The following is a 23,560-nucleotide window of genomic DNA, read 5'->3' as shown; positions in this document are numbered from 1 at the left end:
GAAGCCGATGCCCTCCGAACCCGTGATGAGCCGCGACGCGCTCGCGGCCTTCCTCGACGACGTGTTCCCCCAGCTTCATCACGCCGGACCGGGCCCGGTGCTCGTGTCCGTCGGGCCTCTCGCCGCCACGATGCGGCTGCCCTACCACGAGCGCCACCTGCGGCCCGGGGGCACGATCTCGGGCCCGGCCATAATGGCGCTCGCCGACGTCGCGCTCTACGCCGCGATCCTGGCGAATGTCGGCCCGGTCGCCCTCGCGGTCACCACCAACCTGTCGTTCAACTTCATGCGCAAGCCCGAGCCACGGGACCTGATCGGCGAGGCCCGCCTGCTCAAGCTCGGGCGGAGCCTCGCGGTCGGCGAGATCCTGATCCGCAGCGAGGGCTACGACGACCTCGTCTGCCACGCGACCGGCACCTACGCGCTGCCACCGCGCCGGGACTGATCGCACGGTATCAGAGCACCGCAATGGCGAAGCCGCTCGCGGAACTGGCGTTTTTCGCGCCGGCATCGTCCGCCGCGGGTTGACGGCGACGCCGCCCTGGACTAATCAGCCCGCCATCGCCGCCGCGCGTCACGGACCGCGGCGGCGTCCTGTTTTCCGTCACGACTCTCGGGACTCTCGCGCGATGAAGACTTTTTCGCTGAAGCCCGCCGACGTCGACAAGAAGTGGGTGATCATCGACGCGCAGGGCCTCGTGGTGGGCCGCCTGGCGTCGATCGTCGCGATGCGTCTGCGGGGCAAGCACAAGCCCCAGTACACGCCCCACGTCGATTGCGGCGACAACGTCATCGTCATCAATGCGGAGAAGGTGAAGTTCACCGGCCGCAAGTACGACCAGAAGGTGTACTACCACCACACCGGCTACCCGGGCGGCATCAAGGAGCGCTCGGCCAAGTTCATCCTCGAGGGCCGCTTCCCCGAGCGCGTCGTCGAGAAGGCCGTGGAGCGCATGCTGCCCCGCGGCCCGCTGTTCCGGAAGATCCTCGGCAACCTGCGGGTCTACAAGGGCAGCGAGCATCCTCACATCGCCCAGCAGCCGGAGACGCTCGACGTCGCCGCTCTCAACCGCAAGAACGTGAGCGCGTAAGATGGCGACCCTTCAGTCCCTGGCCGACCTCGGCCAAGCCAACAAGGCCTCCCTGTCGCAGGGCGAGAACGAGGCTCCCGTCCACGTCCAGAAGCTGGACGCCCAGGGCCGCGCCTACGCCACCGGCAAGCGCAAGGACGCGGTCGCCCGCGTCTGGATCAAGCCCGGCGCCGGCAGGATCGTGGTGAACGACCGCCCGGTCGACACCTACTTCGCCCGGCCGGTGCTGCGCATGATCCTGCAGCAGCCGCTCCAGGTCGCCAACCGCGTGGACCAGTACGACATCACCGTGACGGTGGTGGGCGGCGGGCTCTCGGGACAGGCCGGCGCCGTGCGCCACGGCCTGGCCAAGGCGCTGACGCACTTCGAGCCCGAGCTGCGCTCGCCGCTCAAGCGCGAGGGCTTCCTGACCCGCGACCCCCGCGTCGTCGAGCGCAAGAAGTACGGCCGCAAGAAGGCCCGCCGCAGCTTCCAGTTCTCGAAGCGCTGAGCCTCGGGGCCCCGGGGGCCCGTCTTCGACGAACGAACGAGACAGGGCGGACCCGCGAGGGTCCGCCCTGTCTCGTTGGACGCGCCGAGGAGAGCGCCGTGCGCTCAGGCCCCGAGGGCGCGCGCGAGCTCGTCCTTCGACATGGTCGAGCGGCCCGGGAGGTTTTTCGCCCGCGCCCGCGTCAGCAGCTCGGCCTTGGTCGGGCCGGCGGACGCGCCCTTGCGGGCCGAGGCCGCCTTCTCGGCAACGTCCCGGGGCTGGGCGGAGTGCTGCTTGCCCTTCGCGGTGTCGGCGCGCTTCTTTCGCGTCGAGCGCGCGTACTCGCCGTCGCTCAGGGCCGCGCGGGCCTTCTTCGGCAGGTAGCGCTCGCCGGTCTCGCCGCTCTTGCGCCCGGACTTCGTGCCCCACTCCTCCTCGGTCCACTGCGTCAGGTGGTTGTCGGAGGACTTGCGTCCCTCGTAGCCGCCGCCCTCCTGCTTGTACTCCTGCACGGCCATCTGGGCCTTGCGGGCCGACCACTGGCCGGGCTTGCCGCCCTTCGCGGAGCGGGTGACGTCGGTCTTGACCTTGTCCCAGAGCTTCGGGTCGGTCTTCTTGGCGGTGCCTGCCATGATGGGGCCTCGGGTGCGGTCTCGGCGATCAACCGGGGCGTGCGCGGGCGGGTTCCATCGCGGCCGGCAGGCGCCGCCCGCCGCGCGGGTGATTGACTTGGCGCGCGCGCGACGCCAATCAGCGGGCGTGCGGCGGAGCCCTCGGCCGGTGCCGCGCCTCCGGAGCCTACGCCCATGACCCGCAAGCACAGCCCGAGCGTCTTCATCGACGGCGAGGCCGGCACGACCGGTCTCGGCATCCGCGAGCGCCTGGGCGCCTTCGACGACATCGCCCTGGTGTCGATCCCGCACGAGCGCCGCAAGGACCCGGGCGCCAAGCGCGCGCTCCTCGCCGAGGTGGACCTGGTGGTGCTCTGCCTGCCCGACGAGGCCTCGCGCGAGACCGCCGCCATGGCGGACGCCCTGCCGGGCGGCGGCCCGCGGCTCCTCGACGCCAGCACCGCCCACCGGGTCGCGCCCGGCTGGGCCTACGGCTTCGCCGAGCTGACGCCCGAGCAGCCCGCCGCCATCCGGGCCTCGCGCCGGGTCTCGAACCCGGGCTGCTACCCGACGGGCGCCATCGCGCTCCTGCGGCCCCTGGTCGATGCCGGGCTGATCCCGGCCGATTTCCCGATCAGCATCAACGCGGTCAGCGGCTACAGCGGCGGCGGCCGCAAGATGATCGAGGCCTACGAGGCCGGCGCCGCGCCGGCCTTCGAGCTCTACGGGCTCGGCTTCGCCCACAAGCACCTGGCCGAGACGCAGGCCTATGGCGGCCTCACCCGGCGCCCGATCTTCGTGCCCTCGGTCGGCAACTTCCGGCAGGGCATGCTGGTGTCGATCCCGCTGCACCTCGAGGCGCTGCCCGGCCGCCCCGCCCCGGCGGATCTCGAGGCGGCCCTCGCGGCCCGCTACGCCGGGCAGCGCCTGGTGCGGGTGGTGCCGGGGGCGGAAGGCGGCGCGCACCGCGAGCGCCTGGAGCCCGAGGCCCTGAACGACACCGACACGCTCGAGCTGCGGGTGTTCGGCTCGGACAGCCACCGCCAGGCCGTGCTGGTGGCGCGCCTCGACAACCTCGGCAAGGGCGCCTCCGGCGCCGCGGTGCAGAACCTGCGCCTGATGCTCGACCTCGACTGAGAACCCCGCCACGGGGCATCCCGCGAGGGCGCGCGCTCCCGGCGCGGTGCCCGCGCCGCCGCGGGGCGCGTTCCGGCGCGGGGCCCGCACCCCGCCGGAGCCCCGATGCGGCACCCCCGGAGCCCCCCGCCATGTCCGAGAGCCGTCCGCCCTTCCCGCCCTACGACGCCGAGAGCGCGGCCCGGAAGGCCCGCGCGGCGGAGGATGCCTGGAACAGCCGCGACCCGGTCCGGGTGTCCCTCGCCTACACGCCCGACAGCCGCTGGCGCAACCGCGCCGAGTTCTTCTCCGGGCGCGAGGCGATCGTGGCCTTCCTCGCCCGCAAGTGGGCGCGCGAGCTCGATTACCGGCTGATCAAGGAGGTCTGGTCCCACCACCAGGACCGGATCGCCGTTCGCTTCGCCTACGAGTGGCGCGACGATTCCGGGCACTGGTTCCGCTCGCACGGCAACGAGCTGTGGGAGTTCGACGCCGCCGGGCTGATGCGCCGGCGCGAGGCCTCCATCAACGACGTGCCGATCGCCGAGCGCGAGCGGAAGTTCCACTGGCCCCTGGGCGCCCGCCCGGACGACCACCCGGGCCTGAGCGCGCTCGGGCTCTGAGGGCCTCAGCCCGGGCCGGGCGCCGCGCCGAGGGCGGGGCGGGGCGCCGGGCCCTCCAGGACCGCGTCGCTCTCGTCCTTCAGCGCGACGCCGGTGAGCTGCCGGGTGAGCGCCTGCGCGATCAGCCAGTGCAGCTTGAAGGCCGCGAGGTCCGGCTTGAGCCCGGCCTCCCGCACGTTCGACAGGCAGTTGCGCTCCGCGTCCGTCCGCCCCGGGCGGGGCGCGAAGGTCAGGTAGATCCCGAGGCTGTCGGGCGAGGACAGGCCCGGCCGCTCGCCGATCAGCACCGCCACGGCCCGGGCCCGCAGGGCGGCCCCGACGGCGTCGCCGAGGGCGACCCGCGCCTGCACCGCCACCGTCACCGGGGCGAGGCTCCAGCCGGACGCGCGCGCGGCGGGCACCAGGGCGGCGAGGAGCGGCACCGCACCCTCGTGCACCGCCCGGGCCGAGAGCCCGTCCGCCACGACGAGGGCGAGGTCAACCGGGCCGCCGGCCTCCCGCGCCAGGGCCGCGGCCGAGGCCTCGTCCAGGCGGCGGCCGAGGTCGGGCCGGCGCAGGTAGGTGGCGCGGTCGGGAGCGGCCGAGGCCGCCGCCAGGGTCGCGAGGCCGAGCCCGGCGATGCCCGCCCGCACGGCCGCGACGTCGAGGGGGGCGTGCACCGCGTCGCGGGCCTGGGCGTGGGCGAGGCCGAAGCGCAGCACCTCGCGGGTCGGCAGGCCGGCGCCGGCCCGCCCCAGGGCGATCCGGGCCGGGGTGAGGGCGGCGAGCCGCCGCCAGCGCTCCTCGGCGCTCACGCGGCGAGGTCCGGCGCGGCGGCGAGCAGCGGGGCCCCGCCGCCGGGCAGGAGCGCGCCGTCCGCGTCCGCGAGCCCCATCGCGGCGAGCCAGGCGGCGAATTCCGGCGCCCGCTTCAGGCCCATAACCTCGCGCAGGTAGAGCTGGTCGTGGAAGGACGTCGACTGGTAGTTGAGCATCACGTCGTCGGCCCCGGGCACCCCCATGACGTAGGTCACGCCCGCCGCGCCGAGCAGCGTCAGCAGCGTGTCCATGTCGTCCTGGTCGGCCTCGGCGTGGTTGGTGTAGCAGACGTCGACCCCGAGCGGCACGCCCATCAGCTTGCCGCAGAAGTGATCCTCGAGTCCGGCCCGGATGATCTCCTTGCCGTCGTAGAGGTATTCGGGCCCGATGAAGCCCACGACCGTGTTGACGAGGAGCGGCCGGAAGGCGCGGGCGACCGCGTAGGCCCGGGCCTCGAGCGTCTGCTGGTCGATGCCGTGGTGCGCCTCCGCCGACAGGGCCGAGCCCTGCCCGGTCTCGAAGTACATCACGTTGTCGCCGAGCGGGCCGCGCCGGAGCGCGAGCGCCGCCTCGTGCGCCTCCCTGAGGATCGGCAGCGTCACCCCGAACGAGGCGTTGGCGGCCTGCGTGCCGGCGATGGACTGGAACACGAGGTCGACGGGCACGCCCCGGTTCATCGCCGCGAGGGTCGTGGTGACGTGGGTGAGGACGCAGGCCTGCGTCGGGATCGCGAAGCGGTCGATCACCTCGGCGAGGAGGTGGAGCAGGCCGGTGAGCCCCTGCACCGAGTCCGAGACCGGGTTGATGCCGATGCAGGCGTCCCCGCAGCCGTAGGCGAGGCCGTCGAGGATCGCCGCCGTGATGCCGGCGGGGTCGTCGCTCGGGTGGTTGGGCTGGAGCCGCACCGCGAGGGTGCCGGGAAGCCCGATGGTGTTGCGGAACCGCGTGACCACCCGGGCCTTGCGGGCGACCGCGATCAGGTCCTGGTTGCGCATGATCTTCGAGACCGCCGCCGCGATCTCGGGCGTGATGCCGGGCGCGATGGCCGCGAGGGTGGCGGAGGACGCCGTGAGCAGGAACTCGCGAAAATCCCCGACCGTCAGGCCGGCGACGGCCGCGAACGCGGCGGCGTCGTGATGGTCGAGGATCAGCCGGGTGACGTCGTCGGACTCGTAGGGGATCAGCGGGCGGGCCAGGAGGTCGGCGAGGGGCAGGTCCGCCAGGCACCAGCGGGCCGCCACCGTCTCCTCGGCGCTGCCAGCCGCGATGCCGGCGAGGCGGTCGCCGGAGCGGGGCGGGCTCGCCTTCGCCATGAGCTCGGCGAGATCGGCGAAGACCCAGGACCGGGGGCCGACGACGTGGCGGTAGGTCATGCGCGTTCCTCGGAGGTTGTTTCCGGCGGACAGGCTTCGCCGAGGACACGCCTCGGCGCGGGCGCGAGCCGGGGCGAGGGGGCCTCCCGGGCGCGCCTTTCCGCCAGCATACGGGATCGGCCCGCGAGCGCGAGGCCGTCCGGAGCGGCACCCGACCGCGTCGCCATCGGGTGCCGCTCCAAGTCTTTGCCTCGACAAGTCTTTGCCTCGACAAGTCTTTGCCTCGACAGGTCTCCGCCCGACGCGCGCCCCCGCGCCGATCCGGTATCCGCTCCGGCCGGGGGCGTTCTAGGCGGCGCCGGCGTGGGGCGCGGGCTCCTCGGTGGAGATCGCGTCCGTGGTGCGGGCGCCCGCCTCGTCGGCGCCGTCCGTTCGGTCGATGCGGATCTCCATCCCGGTCGGCTCCATCTCGCCGTAGGGGGTCGCAAAGGCGATCTCGGCCGCGTCCCGCCCGACGCCGATGCGCACGAGCCCGTCGAGGTTGGCCTGGCGCGTGGCGTCGAACAGCCACCAGCGCCCGTCGAGGTAGGCCTCGAACACGGCGTGGAAGTCGCAGGGCACGAGGCCGTAGGCGTAGCAGCTCACGAACCGGGCCGGGATGCCGAGCGCCCGGCAGAAGGCGGTGCCGAGATGCGCGAAATCGCGGCAGACGCCTGCCCGCTTCAGCAGCGTCTCGTCCGCCGTCGTCTCCCCGTCGCTGGCGCCGCGGACGTAGGCGATGTGGTCGTGGATCCAGTTGCAGATCCGGTTCACGCGCTCGAAACCCTTCGGGGCGTCGGCGAACTCGGCCAGCGCGAAGGGTGCGAGCCGGTCGGAGGAGACGAAGCGGCTCGGGAGCAGGAACGGCAGGATGTCGAGGGGCAGGTCCTTGACCGCGGTCTCGCCGATGCCGGCCGGATCGGCCCGGTGCACCGCGAGCGTGACCTCTGCCTCGTAGTCGAGGCTGAACGTCCCCGGCGGCACCAGCACGGCTGCGTACCGGTTGGCGACGTCGGGCGTGACGTAGCGGCGCACCGGGAGGTCGGGCCCGAGCCGCAAGGATTCCTTGAGATCTCGATGGCGCTGCAGCTGCGCCACCTCGAGATTGAAGATGAACAGCGTCTCGGACCTGACCTTGTAGGCCAGGTGGCAGCCCAGGGTGTAGCGCACGCGTCTTCGGCCCTTCCGCTCGAATGCAGCGGAACCCGACGCAAAACCCGCGCCGTCCGGCCCCGGCGCCCGCCCCGTCCGGGCCGGGGCCAGCGCCCGGGCGCCCGGCCTCTCCGAGCATTCCGCACCGCGAGGCTGTCGGAACGGCACTTGCGTTCCGCTCCGGCGTTTATCCTGTGTGAAAGCCGCGGATCCGCGCGTCCGGCATAGCCCGTGCAACCATGGAGGGAACGCCGTGCATCGCTACTTCTTCGACCTCGAGGCGGGGCCCTGGGATGCGCGCGACGACGTCGGCGTCGTGCTGGCCGATGCCGGGGCCGCCCACGCCGAAGCGATCCAGGGGTTGCATTCCTGCGCCGGCGCCACGCTGCCCCTCGGTGCCGGCCCGGACCTCGCCATGACGGTCAGGGACGAGACCGGCCAGACGGTGCTGCGGATCTCGCTGTCGGCCGCCCGGGCGGCCGTGGCGGCGCGCGGCGGCGGCCGGCCGATGCAGGGGTGACCGGCGGGGCCGGCGCCCCGTCGACCTCCCGGCGCCGGGAGCCCCGCCCTCAGATCAGCGGCTTGCCGCCCGTGACCGCGATGGTGGCACCCGAGACGTAGCTCGATTCCGGGCTCGCCAGCATCACGTAGACCGGCGCGAGCTCCACCGGCTGGCCCGGCCGCTTCATGGGAACCTGCATGCCGAACTGGCGGAACTTCTCCTCCGGCATCGTGGAGGGGATCAGCGGCGTCCAGATTGGCCCCGGCGCCACGCAGTTGACCCGGATCTCCTTCTCGGCGAGCAGCTGCGCCAGGCCGCCGGTAAAGTTCTGGATCGCCCCCTTGGTGGTGGCGTAGGCCAGGAGCTGCGGGCTCGGCGTGTCGGCGTTGATCGAGCTCGTGTTGATGATGGCGCTGCCCGGACGCATGTGCGGCACCGCGGCCTTCGTCAGGTAGAACATGGCGTGGATGTTGGTCTGGAACGTGACCTCCCACTCCTCGTCGCTCATCTCGTCGATCGACTGCACGGTCGACTGGTGGGCGGCGTTGTTGACGAGGACGTCGACCCGCCCGAAGGCCGCCACCGCCTTCTCGATGATGGCGCGGCAATGGGCCGGGTCCTTGATGTCGCCCGGGACCAGCACCGCCTTGCGCCCGGCCTCCTCGACCAGGCGGGCGGCGTCGCGGGCGTCGTCGTGCTCGTCGTAGTAGGAGATCAGGACGTCGGCCCCCTCGCGCGCGAAGGCGATCGCCACGGCCTTGCCGATCCCGCTGTCGCCACCGGTGATGATCGCCTTGCGGTCGGCGAGGCGGCCCGAGCCGCGGTAGCGCGTCTCGCCGTAATCGGGCCGCGGGTCCATCTCGGCGTCGCGGCCCGGCATGGGGATCGGTTTCTGGCGCTCGAACGGGGGCTTGGGGAAATCGGTCATGATACGGCTCGGGTCTCCGGACGCGTGACGGGCGGGAGCGGTGAGGGGTCGCGGGGGAGCGGACGTCAGCGACGGCCGCCGCCCCAGGGCCGGCAGCGGCCGTCGGCGATCTTGAAGTGCGGCGGATCGCACGGGACGTGATCGGCCTCGCACCAGCGCTGGCAGAGCTGCGGGCCCGTCCGCGGCGGGTCGTCGGGGTAGCCGCGCGGCCAGCCCTCGACGGTTCCGGTCACGTCCGGATCGTAGCCGGGAAGGCGCTGCGCCCCGGCCGGCGCCGCCGTGAGCACGGGCGCGGCCGCGAGCAGCAGGAACGCGAGGGCAAGGGCGCGGGGGCGCATCACGGGGTCTCCGGCGTCGCTGGCGGGCTCCTCGAAGGGGCCGCGATGCCGGACCAACGGGCTGCGCCTGGGCCTGTTCCGGGGCGAGGCGCGCCGGAATCCGGCGCGCGTCCGGCGGGCCTACTCGGCCGCGAGGGCCGCCGGGCCGGCATTGCCGGCCAGCACCTGCATGGCGGCCTCGACGCCGCCGGAGCGGTGCGGGATGCCCCGGACCTTGAGGCCCATCTCGACGCCCGCGAGCGTGCCGGTGACCATCAGGTCGTGGAAGTCGCCGAGGTGCCCGATGCGGAAGACCCGGTCGGCCAGGGGCCCGAGGCCGTTGCCGAGGGACATGTTGCTCCGCGCCAGGATCTCGGCCCGGAGCGCGTCCGCGGAGTGCCCCTCCGGCAGGCGCACGGCCGTGAGGGCCGGGGAGTGCTCGGCCGGGTTGCGGCACTGGGTCTCGAAGCCCCAGTGCGCCACGCAGGCCCGCGTCGCCGCCGCGGCGCGGTGGTGGCGGGCGAAGACCGCCGGCAATCCCTCGTCCCGCAGCATCCCCAGCGCCACGGCGAGGCCCTGGAGCAGGTTGGTGGAGGGCGTGTAGGGGAAGTAGCCGTTCGCGTTGGCCGCCAGCATCTCCTCCCAGTTCCAGTAGGCGTTCGGCAACCGGGCGGAGGCCGCGGCGGCGCGCGCCTTGTCGGAGACGGCGTTGAAGGACAGGCCCGGCGGCAGCATCAGCCCCTTCTGCGAGCCCGCCACCGTGACGTCGACGCCCCACTCGTCGTGGCGGTACTCGACCGAGCCGAGGGACGAGATCGTGTCGACGAGGAGGAGCGCGGGGTGGCCGGCGGCGTCGAGGGCGCGGCGCACCGCCGCGATGTCCGAGGTCACGCCCGTCGAGGTCTCGTTGTGCACGACGCAGACCGCCTTGACGGCGTGGCCCCCGTCCTCGCGCAGGCGCGCCTCGATCGCCGCGGCGTCGACGCCCGAGCGCCAGTCGCCCTTCAGGAACTCCGCCTCGAGGCCGAGGCGCCCGGCGAGCCGGCTCCACAGGGTGGCGAACCACCCGGTCTCGAACATCAGGACCCGGTCGCCCGGCGACAGGGTGTTGACGAGGGCCGCCTCCCAGGCGCCCGTGCCGGAGGCCGGGTAGATCACCACGGGCCGGGTGGTCCCGAAGACCGGCCGGATCTCCTCCAGCACCGCGCGGCCGAGGCGGCCGAACTCGGGCCCGCGATGGTCGATGGTCGGCCTGGCGATCGCCGCCAGCACCGGCAGCGGCGTGTTGGTGGGCCCCGGTATCTGGAGAAAGTGGCGCCCCGGCGCGTGGGTCATCGGATCCTCCCGGCTGCCGCCTGCGGCTTTGTGGCGTTCTGAATTTTGTATTATGAATGCTCTTGAAGCAAGGGCAGGTGTCCGGGCGGACGGTGGCGTCCGGGCGGACCGGGAGGGAAGCGATGCACGGGTCTCTCGAGCGCGTCGGCGCGGCCCCGCCGGCCGCGGACCTGGAGCGGTCCCTGCGCAGCGCGGTCGCGGGCGAGGTCCTGTTCGACGCCTTCTCGCGCGGGCGCTACGCCACGGACGCCTCGATCTACCAGATCGTGCCGGCCGGCGTGGTGCTGCCGCGGGGCGCCGCCGACGTCGCGGCGACGCTCCAGGTCGCGGCCGAGCACGGCGTCCCGGTGGTGATGCGGGGCGCCGGCACCTCGCAGAACGGCCAGCCGATCGGCGCCGGCCTGGTGGTCGATTGCTCGCGCCACTTCAACGCCCTGACGGCCTACGACCCGGGGCGCGGCACCTGCACGGTCGAGCCCGGGATGGTGCTGGAGACCCTGAACGCGCGCTGCCGGGCCGACGGCTGGTTCTTCCCGGTCGAGCCCTCGACGGCGAGCCGCTGCACGCTCGGCGGCATGGCGGGCAACAATTCCTGCGGCGCCCGCTCCCTGCGCTACGGCAAGATGGTCGACAACGTGCTCGGGCTCGAGGGCCTCCTGCACGACGGCGCCGCCTTCGGGGTCGGGCCCGAGGGGGCGAGGGGCGCCGCCCGCGGCCTCGGCGACCGCATGCTCGCCCTGGCGCGGGCCGAGGCCGACGAGATCGCCCGGATGTTCCCGAAGGTGCAGCGCCGGGTCGGCGGCTACAACCTCGACGCCCTGCTCGGGGCCCGCCCGAACCTCGCCCACCTGCTCGTCGGCTCGGAGGGCACGCTCGCCGCGACGACCGCGGTGACGCTGCGCCTGTCGCGCCTGCCCGCCCACCGGGTGATGGGCGTGTGCCACTTCCCGTCCTTCCGCGCCGCCATGGAGACGACCCGCCACATCGTCGCCCTGGCGCCGGCGGCGGTGGAGCTCGTCGACCGCAACGTGCTGGTGCTCGGCGCCGACATCCCGCTCTTTCGCGCGACGCTCGCCGACATCACCCGGGGCCGGCCCGACTGCCTGCTGCTCGTGGAATTCGCCGGCGACGACCTCGCGGACCTGCGCCGCGACCTCGCGCGCCTCGACGCCTGCATGGCCGATCACGGCCATCCCGGCGCCGTGGTGGAGGTGGTCGAGCCCGCCCGCCAGCGCCCGGTCTGGGAGGTGCGCGAGGCCTGCCTCAACATCATGATGTCCATGCGCGGCGACGCGAAGCCGGTCTCGTTCATCGAGGATTGCGCGGTGCCGCTCGAGCACCTGGCGGACTACACCGACGCGGTCACGGACTGCTTCGAGCGGCACGGCACCCGGGGCACCTGGTACGCCCACGCCTCCGTGGGCTGCCTGCACGTGCGCCCGATCCTCGACATGAAGCAGGGCCGCGACGTCGCCCGGATGCGGGCCATCGCCGAGGAGGCCTGCGCCCTGGTGCGGCGGTTCAAGGGCTCCTACTCGGGCGAGCACGGCGACGGCATCTCCCGCTCGGAGTTCATCGCGCCCCTGTTCGGCGACCGCCTCGGGCGCGCCTTCGAGGCGGTGAAGGACGCCTTCGATCCCGGCAACCGGCTCAACCCCGGCAAGATCGTGCGCCCGCTGCGGATGGACGACCGCACCCTGATGCGCTTCCCCGAGGGCTACGGGACGCCCGAGCCGGCGCGGCCCGCCCTCGACTGGTCGGAATGGGGCGGCTTCGGCGGCGCCGTCGAGATGTGCAACAACAACGGCACCTGCCGGAAGCTCGCCGGCGGCACGATGTGCCCGTCCTACCGGGTGACGCGCGCCGAGCAGCACCTGACCCGCGGCCGCGCCAACACGCTGCGGCTCGCCGTCTCGGGGCAGCTCGGGCCGGACGCCCTCGCGTCGCCGGCCATGAAGGAGACCCTCGACCTCTGCGTCTCCTGCAAGGGCTGCCGGCGGGAATGCCCGACCGGCGTCGACATGGCGAAGATGAAGATCGAGGTGCTGCACCACTACCACGCCCGGCACGGCCTGCCCTGGCGCGAGCGGCTGGTGGCGCACCTGCCGCGCTACGCCGGGGTCGCGGCGGCCCTGGCGCCGCTCCTCAACCTGCGCGACCGGGTGCCGGCGCTGGCGCGCGCGTCCGAGCGCCACCTCGGCCTCTCGGCCCGCCGCACCCTGCCGCGCTGGCGCCGGCCCTGGCGCCAGGGGGGCGAGGTCGCCCACCCGGGCGACGTGCAGGGGAGCTTTCGCGATCTCGTGCTGTTCGGCGACACCTTCAACCGGGCCTTCGAGCGCGAGAACCTGGAGGCGGCAGAGGCCGTGCTGCGGGCGGCCGGCTACCGGCTCCACCGGGTGGTGGCGCCCGGCCGCGGCACCCGCCCGCTCTGCTGCGGCCGCACCTACCTGTCGGTCGGCGACGTGCCGCGGGCGCGCCGGGAGGCGCGCCGGACCCTCGAGGCGCTGATGCCCTTCGTGCGCGCCGGCGCCCGGGTGGTGGGGCTCGAGCCCTCCTGCCTCCTGACCCTGCGCGACGAGTTCGCGGCCCTGCTGCCGGGGGACGAGGCGGCGGCGCTCGCGGGCGCGAGCCTGCTGTTCGAGGAGCTCCTGGCCGCCGACCTCGCGGCCGGCCGGATCGCCCTGCCGCTGCGCGACCAGGGCGGGCGCGTGGCCCACCTGCACGGCCATTGCCACCAGAAGGCGTTCGGGGTCATGGGGGCGGTCGAGACCGTGCTGCGCCACGTCCCGGGCCTCGCCGTGCGCACCATCGAGTCGAGCTGCTGCGGCATGGCGGGCGCCTTCGGGTACGCGGCCGCCACACACGACCTCTCCCTGGCCATGGCGGAGCTGTCGCTGTTCCCGGCCCTGCGCCGGGCCGGGGCCGGCGACCTCGTGGTGGCGGACGGCACGAGCTGCCGCCACCAGATCCGCGACGGGCTCGGGCGCGAGGCCCTGCACGTCGCCCGGGTGCTCTCGGCCGCCCTCGTGCCGGCGCCGGCCGCGCAACCTCGACAGGGCGCGCCCGGGTGAATACCACTGGGCGGAACGGGACCCGCGTGGCGCCGCGATGAACAGGATCGAGCCCGGGATCGGCATCAGCCGCCGCTACCTCCACGACGAGGTGGCCGAGCGGCTGCGCGCCCTGATCCGCTCGGGCGAGCTCGAGCCGCGGGCGCGCATCAACGAGATCGCCCTGACCGAGCGCTTCGGCATCTCCCGCACGCCCCTCAGGGAGGCGATCAAGATCCTGGCGACGGAGGGGCTTCTCGACCTGCTGCCGAACCGCGGCGCGCGGGTCGCCAGCATCTCGCTCGCCGAGATCGACGAGATGCTGGAGGTGGTGGCCGGGCTCGAGGCCACGGCGGCCGACCTCGCCTGCCGCCACATCACCGAGCCGGAGATCGCCGCCATCGCGGCCGCGCACGAGGCGATGATCGCGGCCTGGCGGCGCGAGGATGACCCCGCCTACTTCACCCTCAACCGCCAGATCCACGAGGCCGTCATGGCGGCGAGCCGCAACGCGACCCTCGGGGCGATCTACGCCAGCCTGTCGGGCCGCATCCAGCGTGCCCGCTACGCGGCCCACAAGACGCCCGAGCAGTGGCGGCGGGCCGTCGACGAGCACGTGCAGATGCTGGCCCTGCTGCGCGCCCGCGACGGCGAGGGCCTCGCCCGGGTGGTGCGCGCGCATATCCGCGGCAAGAAGGCCGTGATCGCGGCCGCCTACGGGGACGGGGCGGCCGAGCCGGCGCGACCGGCGGGGTGAGCGGGCGCCGGGCTCCGCCCCGCCTGCAGGAGCGGACTTCTCCCGTGCGCGGGAGCGGCGGACGACCAGCCCCGCCCGCGCGCCTCGACGCAGGGCCCCGCGAGGCCCCGCCGGGCAGATGGGGAAGCCCCGCCGGGCAGATCGGGAGGCCCCGCCGGGCAGATGGGGAGGCCCCGCCGGGCAGGCCCTCGGGGCCCGCGCGCGGCCCCGTCGGCCGGGGGGGCGCGACACAAGGGCGGTGGATCGCATCGCTGCACTGCGGCGATACCGCTTTGCGAGCGTCCCGCGTGCGTGCTAACGGCCGGTGCCAACTCAATCCTGCGGGATTGCCCGATGGGCCCGCCGGACCACACGCACGAGGAGTTGGTTCATGGCCCGCATCAGCGCCGACACCATCATCGAGGGACTGACCTTCGACGATGTCCTGCTCCGGCCCGCCGCCTCCTCGGTGATGCCGGCCGAGGTCAGCCTCGCCTCGCGGCTGACCCGCACGATCCGGCTCAACCTCCCGATCATCGCCTCGGCGATGGACACCGTCACGGAAGCCCGCATGGCCATCGCCATGGCGCAGAACGGCGGGCTCGGGGTGATCCACCGCAACCTTGAGCCGCCGGAGCAGGCCGAGCAGGTGCGGCTCGTCAAGAAGTACGAGTCCGGCATGGTGCTCAACCCGATCACCATCCACCCCGACGAGACGCTGGCCGACGCCTACGGGCTGATGCGCCAGCACGGCATCTCGGGCATTCCCGTGGTGGAGCGGGGCCCGAACGGCTCGCGCGGCAAGCTCGCCGGCATCCTGACGAACCGCGACACGCGCTTCGCCACCGACCTCGGCCAGCCGGTCAGCGAGCTGATGACCCGCGACCGCCTGATCACCGTGCGGGAGGGCGTGACGCAGGACGAGGCCAAGCGCCTGCTGCACCAGTTCCGGATCGAGAAGCTGCTCGTCGTCGACGACCACTACCGCTGCATCGGCCTCATCACGGTCAAGGACATCGAGAAGCAGGTCGCCTACCCGGGCGCCGTGAAGGACGAGCAGGGCCGCCTGCGGGTGGCGGCCGCCACCACGACGGGCGACGGCGGCTTCGAGCGGGCCGAGCGCCTGATCGACGCGGGCTGCGACGTGATCGTGGTCGACACCGCCCACGGCCACTCCGCCAAGGTGCTCGAGAGCGTGCGCCGGGTGAAGACCCTGTCGAACGCCGTGCAGGTCGTGGCCGGCAACGTCGCCACCCGTGAGGGCGCCAAGGCGCTCATCGACGCGGGCGCCGACGCCATCAAGGTCGGGATCGGCCCGGGCTCGATCTGCACCACCCGCATCGTGGCGGGCGTCGGCGTGCCCCAGCTCACGGCCCTCATGGAGGCCGTCGAGGCCGCGGCGGACGCCGACGTGCCGGTGATCGCCGACGGCGGCATCAAGTACTCGGGCGACCTCGCCAAGGCCATCGCGGCCGGCGCCTCGGTGGCGATGCTGGGCTCGCTCCTCGCCGGCACCGACGAGGCGCCGGGCGAGGTCTTCCTCTACCAGGGCCGCTCCTACAAGAGCTATCGCGGCATGGGCTCGGTCGGCGCCATGGCGCGCGGCTCGGCCGACCGCTACTTCCAGGCCGAGGTCAGCGACACCCACAAGCTCGTGCCGGAGGGCATCGAGGGGCAGGTGCCCTACAAGGGCCCGGTCGCGGCGGTGCTGCACCAGCTCGCCGGGGGCCTGCGCGCCGCCATGGGCTACGTCGGCGCCCCCGACATCCCGGAGATGCAGGAGCGGGCGCAGTTCATCCGCATCACCAACGCGGGCCTGCGCGAGAGCCACGTCCACGACGTGACGATCACCCGCGAGAGCCCGAACTACCCGAGCCGGGCCTAGGGGCCGCCGCGGACCCTGCGGGCGCGCCGGTTCCAGGGGCCGGCGCGCCCGCCGCGCCCGCCCGTCCGGTGCGGGCGATGAGGGACGGCCGCCCCTGGCCCGACGCCGCGGCCCGAGACCTCCGGCCCAGCGGGAGCACGTATCGCGGGAGGCATCGCACCGTCCGGGCTGCATCGTGCGCTCGTCCGGGCGAGTGCGCGGCGACGGCGGCGGCCGGTCACGGCCTCGTCGCGTTCAGCCTCCTGCTCCGACGCAGGACCGCCGAGGTCGCGACCGTTCGTGAGACCGTCCCGGATTAGGGCGCGTTGCACTGGCCGACGGCGATCGTGTTGTCGTCGAGCAGCGAGAACTGAATGCCGGCGGCCCGCAGCGCCGCGACGGCTGCGTGACGCGAGCGCGACACCGCGGCCTCCCCGTCGTCCTCCAGGCGGCGGACCGTCGAGAGGGACAGGCGGCTCGCCCGTGCCAGGTCCATCATCGACCAGTTGAGAAGCCCGCGCGCCGCCCGCAGGTGCCGGCCCTGCAGGCCCTGCTCCAGGCCCTTCCGGATCTCGCTGCTGAACGTCGCGATCGGCGTCTCGACGGGGGAGATGACCGCCGACCAGCACCCGATCGAGGCATCCGCCTCGTAGACCGGGACCATGGTGTAGCGGAAGCGCGCGCGCTCGTTGCCGGCGAGCTTCAGGGTCGGGATCTCGATGAAGGGCTTGCCCGTCGCCAGGAGGCGCATGGACTCCTCCGCCCAGTACGCCCATTCCTCGCGCGCGACATGCGCCAGCCAGTTGTCCCGGAGGTCCTCCCGCCGCAATCCGGCGAGGTCGACGAACTCGGGCGGATACTCGACGAAGGGCACCACCCTGTTCGTGCAGGTGAAGATGCGTGCCGTCCGCGCGAGCACCTGCTGGCGCCGCTTTTCGATGGCGCTGATCCTGGCGAGCCGCTGGTGCTCGGTCACGTCGAGGAGGATGCCGGCAGCCGCGTGCGGCTGCCCCTCGGCCGTGACGTAGATCTCGCCCCGGCTCGACAGGACGCGGATCGAGCCGTCCGGCCGGATCACCCGGAAGACGTGGTCGCTCAGGATCCCGTACTGCCTGATCTCGGCGGCCGTCTCGACGCTCTGCCTGTCCTCCGGATGCACGAGGCTGAGGAGCAGGTCGTAGCTCGGGCGCACGTCGGCGGCCTGCAACCCGAGCAGCCGGAACAGGCCGGCCGACCAGACCTGCTCGTTCGTGCCGAAGGTCCAGCCCCAGGTGCCGGTCAGTCCTTGGTTCTCGATCAGGCGCAGGAAGACGCACGACGAGAACGGCAGGCGGCTGCGGTTGAGGGCCGGGTTCGTGAATTCGTCCAGGAACGGATCGATGGGCTCCAGCTCCGGCTTCTCGGCATCTCCAGAGCTGGGACGAGGAATTCTGGGGGGCAGCATGGACTAACTATGTCAGCTTGCAGCGCAAGCGAAAAGAGTGCCGCCCACAAGGTATTCCGATGGATCGCGTCGCGACGGACCCGTCTCGACCGCTACACGGACCGTTGGTACGACGCGTCGGGAAGATCGGTCCGGACAGGCGTGTCAGACCTTGCTGACCGTGATCGCGCCCGCCGCCCGGCGGGAGACGCGGATGCCGGCATTGGGCAGGGCCCGCCCCGTGCTGGGACCGTTCCCCACCCGCTCCGGCGGAGCCCGCCTCAGCCGGGTGCGCCGCCCGGCGGCTGCGGGCCGAGCCGGCGCGCGAGCTTCTCGATGCGCTCGGCCGTGCGCTGGACGCTCTCGGCGAGGCGGGTCTCGGAGGCCTGGCGCTCGGCCGCCCCGGCCTCGATCGAGGCCTTCAGGGAGGCGGCCTCGCCCGCCAGGGCCTCGGCGCGGCGCTTCGATTCCGCGAGGTCGTCCGCGAGGGTCAGCGCCGCCATGACGTGGAGGCGCATGTCGCCGATCTCCCCGAAGGCCTTGCGCATCTCGGCGATGCGGGCGTCGAAGCCCTGCGCCAGCCCCTCCAGGTGACTCTCCTCGCCCTCGCCGCAGGCCATGCGGTAGGTCTTGCCGGCGATGCTGACGGTCACCTGGGGCATGATGGTACTCCTCGACGCGTCCGCTCAGGCCTCAGCCCTCGGCGGGGTCGCCGGCGCGGCTCAGCACGCCCTCGACGGTCCCGATGGCGCGGCCGAGCCGGTGCTCGACCTCGTCGGCGGCCGACTGCACGTCGGCGAGGCGCGCCGTCGCCCCGTCGAGCTCCGCCGCCAGCCTGGCGCGGTCGTCCCGCATGAGCGCGAGCTCGGTCTCCAGGTCGCCCTGGCTGTGCTCGGCGTCGAGCCGGCGCGCCACGGCGGCCTCGAGCAGGACGACCGACGCTTCGAGGCGGCGCAGCGCATCGTCCACCGCTGCGGTCATGCTCACCTCCACGCGGATACTCCCGCCGAACCCTAAAGGGCCGGCGGGCCGGTCGCAATCAGCCCGCGCGCAGGGAAGGGCGATCGCCGGGGAGCGACCGCCCTGGTGTTCCATCGCCGGACGGCCGCGCCGGCGTTCGCGCTCCCCGGAAACCGCCCCTCAGGCGGCGCGGATCGCCCCCAGGAAGTCGTCGACGTCCCGCTTCACCGTCAGGGCCTGCACGCTGAGGTCGCCGGCCGCCGCCAGGACCTGCTCGGCGGCGCCCCCCGTCTCGGTCGCGGAGGCGAGGACGTGCGCGACGTTGGCGGAGACGTCCCGCGTGCCGCGCGCGGCCTCGCCGGCGTTGCGGGCGATCTCGTGCGTGGCCGTCGTCTGCTCCACCACCGTCGTGGCGATCGTGCCCGTGATGTCGTTGACGGCGACGATCGTGCGGCCGATCTGCTGCATCGCGGCCGCGGCCTGGCCGGTGGCCTCCTGGATGGCCGCGATCTGGCCCGAGATCTCCTCGGTCGCCCGGGCGGTCTGCCCGGCGAGCTGCTTGACCTCGGCGGCGACGACCGCGAAGCCGCGCCCCGCCTCGCCGGCGCGGGCCGCCTCGATGGTGGCGTTGAGCGCGAGCAAGTTCGTCTGGCCCGCCACCGAGCTGATCAGCGTGACGGCGTGCCCGATCCGGTCCGCGGCCCGCATCAGGCTCTCCATGGCGGCGTCGGTCGCCTGCGCCTCCCGGGCGGCGTCCCCCGCCACCGCGCGCGAGTGCTGGACCTGGCGCTCGATCTCCTTGAGCGAGGCGACCATCTGCTCGGCCGCCGCCGCCACGGTCTGGACGTTGGCGGAGGTCTGCTCGGCCGCCGCGCTCGAGGCCACGGCCTGCTGGTTGGTGCTGGAGGCGACGTTCGTCATCGCCTGGGCGGTGGCGTCGAGCTCCTCGGCGGCGGCCGTGACCACGGTGAGCGAGCCCGTCATCCGCTCCTCGAACTGGCGCACCAGGCGGTCGACGAGGTCGGCCCGGCGCTGGCGGCCGGATTGCTCCGCCCGGTTCTCCTCCTCGAGCCTGACCCGCTCCGCGGCCCCCTCCCGCAGCACCGCCACCGCGCGGGCGATCTGGCCGATCTCGTCGCGCCGCGCCGTGCCGCCCACCTCCACGGCGAGGTCCCCGCGGGCGAGGTCCCCGATCGTACCGGTCAGCCGCAGGATCGGCCGGGCGATGGAGGCGCCCAGCAGGGAGGCGAGGGCGAGGCCCGCCGCGCAGGTGCCGAGGGCGCTCGCCAGCAGGGTGTAGAGCAGCTGGTCCGCGGCCGCATCCGTGGCCTGCAATTCGGCGGCGAAGTGCGCGTCCGCCGCGCCGGCGGCCGCCGCGGCCGAGGCCGCGACGCGGGCGAGCTGCGCGTCCAGGGCCTTGATGGCGACCTCCCGCGCCTCGAGGGCGGCCTGGTAGCGGGCCACGGCCTGGCTCGTCGTCGTCAGGGACTCGGCGAGGGCTCCCGCCAGCTTGCGCAGGCGGTTCGTCGCCGCCGGGTGGGCCTCGGCCGCGGCGGCGGCCTCGCGCAGCCGGCGCGCCTCCTCGCCGAAGGCCGCGAGCGCCCTGGCCTGGCCGCCGCCGACCGCCTTCGCCGCCTGCCCGGCGATCAGCCCGACCGATCCCTGGATCTGGAGCGCGGCCGCGACGAGGCCCGCCTCGGCCGTCCGCGCGGCGCTGTCGCCGAACGCCGTCGCCGGGTTGGCGAGCGCGGCCACCGCCTGCTCCAGCTCCGCCGCGAGGTCGAAGGCCTTCGAGATCGCCGCGACGGTGGCGGCCGTCTGCTGCGTCAGCGCCCCGGCGGGCTCGACCTGCCCGGCCCCCGCGACCTCGGCCGCCAGGTTGCGCAGGCCCTCGACCATCGCGTCCCGGTCCCGGGCGAGGCCGGTGCTGAGGTAGGTGCGCAGCCTGAGCTGCGCATCCCGGTTCAGGACGTCCGCGGCCGCGGCCTTGCGGCTGAGGGCGACGGCGCTGGCGAGCTCGGCCTGCTCGGCCCGGAAGCCACGCGCGATGACGAGCGTGGTGCCGAACCCCGCGAGCGGGAGGCCGAGGACGGCGAGGAATCCCGCCATGATGCGCGAGCGCAGGGACCGGAACTGAGGCATGGGGTTCTCTGCCAGGAATGGATCACGTCGGGGATGGGCGCACGACCTGCTCTGCCGCGGGCGCCCGGTCATGCGGGCCGGAGGCGTGTCGATCCTCAGCTGACGAGGCCGCGGATCTTGCGCAGGGACTCGCTGCCGAAGCTCGCCGCGAGCGCATCAGTGGCCGCCGCGGCCGCGGCCTGGAATCCCGCGTGGTCGACGTCCTCGACGATCACCATCCCGCCGTCGCGCAGGCTCGCGAGCCCGCTCCGGTCGGCGTTCTCCGTGTAGGCCTGCGAGGCCGCGGTGCCGGCCTTGGCGGCCCTGCGCAGGAGTTCGAGGTCGGAAGCCGCCATCTCCTCCGCCACGTCGGCCGAGAGCGCCAGCAGGGAGGGGGTGTACACGTGCCGCGTGAGCGAGAGGTGGGTCTGCACCTTGTTCAGGCCACCCCCGACGATGACGCCGATCGGGTTCTCCTGCGCCTCGAAGCGCCCGGTGCGCAGGGCCTCCTGGAGCTGCACGAAGGGCAGGGTCTCGGGCGCGGCCCCCAGGGCCTCGAAGGTCCGGAGGATCGCCTGCGACAAGGGCACCCTGATCTTGAGGCCCTTGAGGTCGGCGACGGACCGGATCGGCTTGTTGGCGGTGAAGTTCCGCATGCCGACCTCGCTCCAGCCCAGGTTGAGGATCCTCTTGGGCTTGAGCAGCTCCGAGCCGTAGGCGCCGAGCGACCCGGCGAGGGCCGCGCGGGCGGCGGCGACATCCTTGAACAGGTAGGGCAGCTCGAAGAGCGACGTCTCGGTGCTGTAGGGGTTGGTGACGCCGACGGGCGCGATGCTCAGGTCGAGCGTGCCGTCGACCACCGCCTTGAGCATCTGCTGCTCGTTGCCGATCTGCGAGTTCGGGTAGATCTCGATGCCGAGCCTCCCGTCCGACAGGCTCGCGACCGCCTTCGCGAAGGCCTCGGCCTGCGCCTGGAAGATCGACGACGTGGTGTTGTTGTGGCCGAGCCGGAGCTTGCGGGCCGAAGCCCGGGCGATGCCGGGCAGCGCGAGTGCGGCGGCGGTGGCCGAGACGGTGGCGAGGAGGGAGCGACGTGAGAGCGACATCGGGGACCGGCGGGGTTGGACGGTTGTGCGCCGGCAACTGACCATGTTCGTCTTAAGGCGAAGTAAATCTGGTTGCGGAAACTCTGCGTCATGCAATAGCGAGATCACCGCATCTGCGTGATGTTGCAAAGTTCATGCTCGATCTGTCTTCAGTTTCCCAATCGTTACAATGTATTAATGCTGTTATCGCATCGCACAAACTATGGATGTAATTAGATTACCCTGAGTTGTGCGGACGGATGTGCTGACACGGATCTGCGGGCGGTCGAGCGACGCGCCCGTGCACACGCGTTGAGCAGCGCGCAACCGTGCAGGATCGATGCGCCCGCGCCACCGGCGACGCGGCTCGGCCCCGCCACTCACCTCCGTGCGCCGGGCCCCGGGGCGATGCCGCGATCGGGCGCGCGCCGACGGGCGCGGCCAAGGGCGCGGCCGGGGGCGGGACGGGATCGTGGCGACGCGCGCGCGGGCGCGGGGCAAGTGCGCGCGGGTCAAGGGACGCGTCCCCGGGGCTTCGACGGGGCGTCAGGAGATCCCCGGGTTTGACTCGCCGGGGGGCCGTGATAGGAAGCCCGCGCCCGCGCCGGAGGGCTCGTCCGCCGGCGGGCCCCCGAGCGAGCTGCCGTGACGCCTCCCACGCCCCCCGCCCGCGCCGCCCCGACCCGGGCGGCCCGTGCGCCCGGCGCGGCGGTCGCGGCGGAGCTTTCCCCCTTCGACGCGAGGACGCGGCCCCGGCGGGGCGCCGCCACGCCCGCCCGCCCGAGCGCGGGCCCGGCCCGCCGCCTCGCGGCCGCACCCTTCCACCACCCATCCCTCCGGGAGAGAACGACATGACGGTCAAGGTCGCCATCAACGGCTTCGGACGCATCGGCCGCAACGTGCTGCGCGCCATCAAGGAGGCGGGCCGCACGGACGTCGAGGTCGTGGCCATCAACGACCTCGGCCCGGTCGAGACCAACGCCCACCTGCTGCGCTACGATTCCGTCCACGGCCGGTTCCCGGGCCAGGTCTCGGTCGAGGGCGAGCACATCGTGGTCGACGGCCAGCGCATCCGCGTCACGGCGATCCGGAACCCGGCCGAGCTGCCCCACCGCGACCTCGGCGTCGACGTCGCGCTGGAGTGCACCGGGATCTTCACCGCCAAGGACAAGGCGAAGCTCCACCTGGATGCCGGGGCCCGGCGGGTCCTCGTCTCGGCGCCCGCCGACGGCGCCGACCTCACGGTCGTGTACGGCGTGAACCACGACAAGCTCAAGGCCGACCACCTCGTGGTCTCCAACGCGTCCTGCACCACGAACTGCCTCGCCCCGGTCGCCAAGGTGCTCAACGACGCCGTCGGCATCGAGCGCGGCTTCATGACGACGATCCACTCCTACACCAACGACCAGCCCTCGCTGGACCAGATGCACAAGGACCTCTACCGGGCCCGCGCCGCGGCCCTGTCGATGATCCCGACCTCCACGGGCGCCGCCAAGGCGGTGGGCCTCGTGCTGCCGGAGCTGAACGGCCGGCTCGACGGCACGGCGATCCGGGTCCCGACCCCCAACGTCTCGGTGGTGGACTTCAAGTTCGTGGCCAAGCGCCAGACCTCGGTCGCCGAGATCAACGAGGCCATCAAGGCGGCGGCGGCCGGCGCGCTCAAGGGCGTGCTCGCCTTCACCGAGCAGCCGAACGTCTCGATCGACTTCAACCACGACCCGCATTCGTCGACGTTCCACATCGACCAGACCAAGGTGCTGGACGGCAACTTCGTGCGGGTGCTGTCCTGGTACGACAACGAGTGGGGCTTCTCGAACCGCATGGCCGACACCGCCGTGGCGATGGCGAAGCTGATCTGAGCCGAGCGTGACGGCGGAGCGGGCGACCGCTCCGCCCCCGCGCGTCCTTCCCGGCGCGGCACGGGGCCGCGCCGACCCTCCGAGGAGCCCCAGATGACCGACGCCACGCCCGCCGGCCGGCCCGGGCCGAACGCCGCCGCGGCCGCCCCGCCGCCCGTTCCCGCCGGCT

General features: G+C 73.6%; 22 protein-coding genes. 10 read left to right on the top strand and 12 right to left on the bottom strand.

Translation table 11 applies throughout. The annotated features are described in order from the left end of the window. Nucleotides 1–7: 7 nt before the first annotated feature. The 3 genes from DT057_RS16795 to rpsI all read left to right on the top strand — a co-directional run bounded on the left by DT057_RS16795 (nucleotide 8) and on the right by rpsI (nucleotide 1,581). Nucleotides 8–445, top strand: a complete 438-nt coding sequence (locus DT057_RS16795) for a PaaI family thioesterase (protein ID WP_128563255.1) — start codon at nucleotides 8–10, stop codon at nucleotides 443–445. A gap of 184 nt (nucleotides 446–629) precedes the next feature. Beyond that, complete coding sequence (gene rplM / locus DT057_RS16790) at nucleotides 630–1,091, top strand: 50S ribosomal protein L13 (protein WP_128563254.1); 462 nt, start codon at nucleotides 630–632, stop codon at nucleotides 1,089–1,091. Between the two features lies 1 nt (nucleotide 1,092). Continuing rightward, nucleotides 1,093–1,581, top strand: a complete 489-nt coding sequence (gene rpsI, locus DT057_RS16785) for a 30S ribosomal protein S9 (RefSeq protein ID WP_128563253.1) — start codon at nucleotides 1,093–1,095, stop codon at nucleotides 1,579–1,581. Nucleotides 1,582–1,685: 104 nt separating this feature from the next. On the opposite strand, the gene DT057_RS16780 is transcribed toward rpsI, so the two are convergent. Beyond that, a complete protein-coding gene (locus tag DT057_RS16780; RefSeq protein ID WP_128563252.1) occupies nucleotides 1,686–2,192 on the bottom strand; it encodes a DUF5872 domain-containing protein in 507 nt (168 codons plus the stop codon). A gap of 174 nt (nucleotides 2,193–2,366) precedes the next feature. Between DT057_RS16780 and argC the strand changes: the two genes are divergently transcribed. Both argC and DT057_RS16770 read left to right on the top strand, forming a co-directional pair. After that, a complete protein-coding gene (argC, locus tag DT057_RS16775) occupies nucleotides 2,367–3,308 on the top strand; it encodes an N-acetyl-gamma-glutamyl-phosphate reductase (RefSeq protein ID WP_128563251.1) in 942 nt (313 codons plus the stop codon). A gap of 131 nt (nucleotides 3,309–3,439) precedes the next feature. Then, nucleotides 3,440–3,910 carry a nuclear transport factor 2 family protein gene (locus tag DT057_RS16770; RefSeq protein WP_128563250.1) on the top strand — a complete coding sequence of 157 codons (471 nt, stop codon included), beginning with the start codon at nucleotides 3,440–3,442 and terminating at the stop codon, nucleotides 3,908–3,910. 5 nt (nucleotides 3,911–3,915) lie between these two features. On the opposite strand, the gene eutC is transcribed toward DT057_RS16770, so the two are convergent. From eutC to DT057_RS16755, 3 genes are all read right to left on the bottom strand, one after another. Then, complete coding sequence (gene eutC / locus DT057_RS16765) at nucleotides 3,916–4,704, bottom strand: ethanolamine ammonia-lyase subunit EutC (protein ID WP_128563249.1); 789 nt, start codon at nucleotides 4,702–4,704, stop codon at nucleotides 3,916–3,918. Further along, complete coding sequence (locus tag DT057_RS16760) at nucleotides 4,701–6,080, bottom strand: ethanolamine ammonia-lyase subunit EutB (protein WP_128563248.1); 1,380 nt, start codon at nucleotides 6,078–6,080, stop codon at nucleotides 4,701–4,703. Before DT057_RS16760 ends, eutC begins: the two co-directional genes overlap by 4 nt. Before the next feature lie 288 nt (nucleotides 6,081–6,368). Next, a complete protein-coding gene (locus DT057_RS16755; protein WP_128563247.1) occupies nucleotides 6,369–7,229 on the bottom strand; it encodes a transglutaminase-like domain-containing protein in 861 nt (286 codons plus the stop codon). 235 nt (nucleotides 7,230–7,464) lie between these two features. Between DT057_RS16755 and DT057_RS16750 the strand changes: the two genes are divergently transcribed. After that, nucleotides 7,465–7,731 carry a DUF6894 family protein gene (locus DT057_RS16750; protein WP_203236297.1) on the top strand — a complete coding sequence of 89 codons (267 nt, stop codon included), beginning with the start codon at nucleotides 7,465–7,467 and terminating at the stop codon, nucleotides 7,729–7,731. 49 nt (nucleotides 7,732–7,780) lie between these two features. Here DT057_RS16750 and DT057_RS16745 read toward each other — a convergent pair whose 3' ends face one another. The 3 genes from DT057_RS16745 to DT057_RS16735 all read right to left on the bottom strand — a co-directional run bounded on the left by DT057_RS16745 (nucleotide 7,781) and on the right by DT057_RS16735 (nucleotide 10,293). Next, a complete protein-coding gene (locus tag DT057_RS16745) occupies nucleotides 7,781–8,641 on the bottom strand; it encodes an SDR family oxidoreductase (protein WP_128563245.1) in 861 nt (286 codons plus the stop codon). Nucleotides 8,642–8,706: 65 nt separating this feature from the next. Beyond that, nucleotides 8,707–8,979 carry a hypothetical protein gene (locus DT057_RS16740; RefSeq protein WP_128563244.1) on the bottom strand — a complete coding sequence of 91 codons (273 nt, stop codon included), beginning with the start codon at nucleotides 8,977–8,979 and terminating at the stop codon, nucleotides 8,707–8,709. A 120-nt stretch (nucleotides 8,980–9,099) separates the two neighbouring features. After that, a complete protein-coding gene (locus DT057_RS16735) occupies nucleotides 9,100–10,293 on the bottom strand; it encodes a pyridoxal-phosphate-dependent aminotransferase family protein (protein ID WP_128563243.1) in 1,194 nt (397 codons plus the stop codon). 122 nt (nucleotides 10,294–10,415) lie between these two features. Here DT057_RS16735 and DT057_RS16730 point away from each other — a divergent pair, with 122 nt between their 5' ends. The 3 genes from DT057_RS16730 (at nucleotide 10,416) to guaB (ending at nucleotide 15,964) form a co-directional block, all read left to right on the top strand. After that, a complete protein-coding gene (locus tag DT057_RS16730) occupies nucleotides 10,416–13,364 on the top strand; it encodes an FAD-binding and (Fe-S)-binding domain-containing protein (protein ID WP_128563242.1) in 2,949 nt (982 codons plus the stop codon). A 37-nt stretch (nucleotides 13,365–13,401) separates the two neighbouring features. Further along, a complete protein-coding gene (locus tag DT057_RS16725; RefSeq protein ID WP_128563241.1) occupies nucleotides 13,402–14,100 on the top strand; it encodes a GntR family transcriptional regulator in 699 nt (232 codons plus the stop codon). A gap of 370 nt (nucleotides 14,101–14,470) precedes the next feature. Next, entirely contained in the window at nucleotides 14,471–15,964 is a 1,494-nt protein-coding gene (gene guaB, locus DT057_RS16720) for an IMP dehydrogenase (protein WP_128563240.1), read from the top strand. Between the two features lie 295 nt (nucleotides 15,965–16,259). On the opposite strand, the gene DT057_RS16715 is transcribed toward guaB, so the two are convergent. From DT057_RS16715 to DT057_RS16695, 5 genes are all read right to left on the bottom strand, one after another. Then, nucleotides 16,260–17,387 carry a PAS domain-containing protein gene (locus tag DT057_RS16715; RefSeq protein ID WP_128563239.1) on the bottom strand — a complete coding sequence of 376 codons (1,128 nt, stop codon included), beginning with the start codon at nucleotides 17,385–17,387 and terminating at the stop codon, nucleotides 16,260–16,262. A gap of 260 nt (nucleotides 17,388–17,647) precedes the next feature. Continuing rightward, a complete protein-coding gene (locus tag DT057_RS16710) occupies nucleotides 17,648–18,028 on the bottom strand; it encodes a cell division protein ZapA (protein ID WP_128563238.1) in 381 nt (126 codons plus the stop codon). Nucleotides 18,029–18,059: 31 nt separating this feature from the next. Then, nucleotides 18,060–18,347 (bottom strand): DUF4164 domain-containing protein, encoded by a 288-nt coding sequence (locus DT057_RS16705; RefSeq protein WP_128563237.1) that lies wholly within the window; start codon nucleotides 18,345–18,347, stop codon nucleotides 18,060–18,062. A 159-nt stretch (nucleotides 18,348–18,506) separates the two neighbouring features. Beyond that, nucleotides 18,507–20,468 (bottom strand): methyl-accepting chemotaxis protein, encoded by a 1,962-nt coding sequence (locus tag DT057_RS16700; RefSeq protein WP_238313555.1) that lies wholly within the window; start codon nucleotides 20,466–20,468, stop codon nucleotides 18,507–18,509. 95 nt (nucleotides 20,469–20,563) lie between these two features. Beyond that, complete coding sequence (locus DT057_RS16695) at nucleotides 20,564–21,553, bottom strand: TRAP transporter substrate-binding protein (protein WP_162501427.1); 990 nt, start codon at nucleotides 21,551–21,553, stop codon at nucleotides 20,564–20,566. Between the two features lie 830 nt (nucleotides 21,554–22,383). On the opposite strand from DT057_RS16695, the gene gap reads away from it, so the two are divergent. Next, nucleotides 22,384–23,391 carry a type I glyceraldehyde-3-phosphate dehydrogenase gene (gap, locus tag DT057_RS16690; RefSeq protein WP_128563235.1) on the top strand — a complete coding sequence of 336 codons (1,008 nt, stop codon included), beginning with the start codon at nucleotides 22,384–22,386 and terminating at the stop codon, nucleotides 23,389–23,391. Nucleotides 23,392–23,560: the final 169 nt, after the last annotated feature.

The organism is Methylobacterium crusticola (genome assembly GCF_003574465.1).
GTDB lineage: Bacteria > Pseudomonadota > Alphaproteobacteria > Rhizobiales > Beijerinckiaceae > Methylobacterium > Methylobacterium crusticola.
The sequence above is the reverse complement of the archived record's forward strand: the minus strand, read 5'-3'. Positions and strand labels throughout refer to the sequence as shown.

Bases quoted from the DNA above. Each gene is read 5' to 3' on its own strand.
- DT057_RS16795 (WP_128563255.1), top strand. From the start codon at position 8: ATGCCCTCCGAACCCGTGATGAGCCGCGACGCGCTCGCGGCCTTCCTC.
- rplM (WP_128563254.1), top strand. From the start codon at position 630: ATGAAGACTTTTTCGCTGAAGCCCGCCGACGTCGACAAGAAGTGGGTG.
- rpsI (WP_128563253.1), top strand. From the start codon at position 1,093: ATGGCGACCCTTCAGTCCCTGGCCGACCTCGGCCAAGCCAACAAGGCC.
- DT057_RS16780 (WP_128563252.1), bottom strand. From the start codon at position 2,192: ATGGCAGGCACCGCCAAGAAGACCGACCCGAAGCTCTGGGACAAGGTC.
- argC (WP_128563251.1), top strand. From the start codon at position 2,367: ATGACCCGCAAGCACAGCCCGAGCGTCTTCATCGACGGCGAGGCCGGC.
- DT057_RS16770 (WP_128563250.1), top strand. From the start codon at position 3,440: ATGTCCGAGAGCCGTCCGCCCTTCCCGCCCTACGACGCCGAGAGCGCG.
- DT057_RS16760 (WP_128563248.1), bottom strand. From the start codon at position 6,080: ATGACCTACCGCCACGTCGTCGGCCCCCGGTCCTGGGTCTTCGCCGAT.
- DT057_RS16745 (WP_128563245.1), bottom strand. From the start codon at position 8,641: ATGACCGATTTCCCCAAGCCCCCGTTCGAGCGCCAGAAACCGATCCCC.
- DT057_RS16740 (WP_128563244.1), bottom strand. From the start codon at position 8,979: ATGCGCCCCCGCGCCCTTGCCCTCGCGTTCCTGCTGCTCGCGGCCGCG.
- DT057_RS16735 (WP_128563243.1), bottom strand. From the start codon at position 10,293: ATGACCCACGCGCCGGGGCGCCACTTTCTCCAGATACCGGGGCCCACC.
- DT057_RS16730 (WP_128563242.1), top strand. From the start codon at position 10,416: ATGCACGGGTCTCTCGAGCGCGTCGGCGCGGCCCCGCCGGCCGCGGAC.
- DT057_RS16725 (WP_128563241.1), top strand. From the start codon at position 13,402: ATGAACAGGATCGAGCCCGGGATCGGCATCAGCCGCCGCTACCTCCAC.
- guaB (WP_128563240.1), top strand. From the start codon at position 14,471: ATGGCCCGCATCAGCGCCGACACCATCATCGAGGGACTGACCTTCGAC.
- DT057_RS16715 (WP_128563239.1), bottom strand. From the start codon at position 17,387: ATGCTGCCCCCCAGAATTCCTCGTCCCAGCTCTGGAGATGCCGAGAAG.
- DT057_RS16710 (WP_128563238.1), bottom strand. From the start codon at position 18,028: ATGCCCCAGGTGACCGTCAGCATCGCCGGCAAGACCTACCGCATGGCC.
- DT057_RS16705 (WP_128563237.1), bottom strand. From the start codon at position 18,347: ATGACCGCAGCGGTGGACGATGCGCTGCGCCGCCTCGAAGCGTCGGTC.
- DT057_RS16700 (WP_238313555.1), bottom strand. From the start codon at position 20,468: ATGCCTCAGTTCCGGTCCCTGCGCTCGCGCATCATGGCGGGATTCCTC.
- DT057_RS16695 (WP_162501427.1), bottom strand. From the start codon at position 21,553: ATGTCGCTCTCACGTCGCTCCCTCCTCGCCACCGTCTCGGCCACCGCC.
- gap (WP_128563235.1), top strand. From the start codon at position 22,384: ATGACGGTCAAGGTCGCCATCAACGGCTTCGGACGCATCGGCCGCAAC.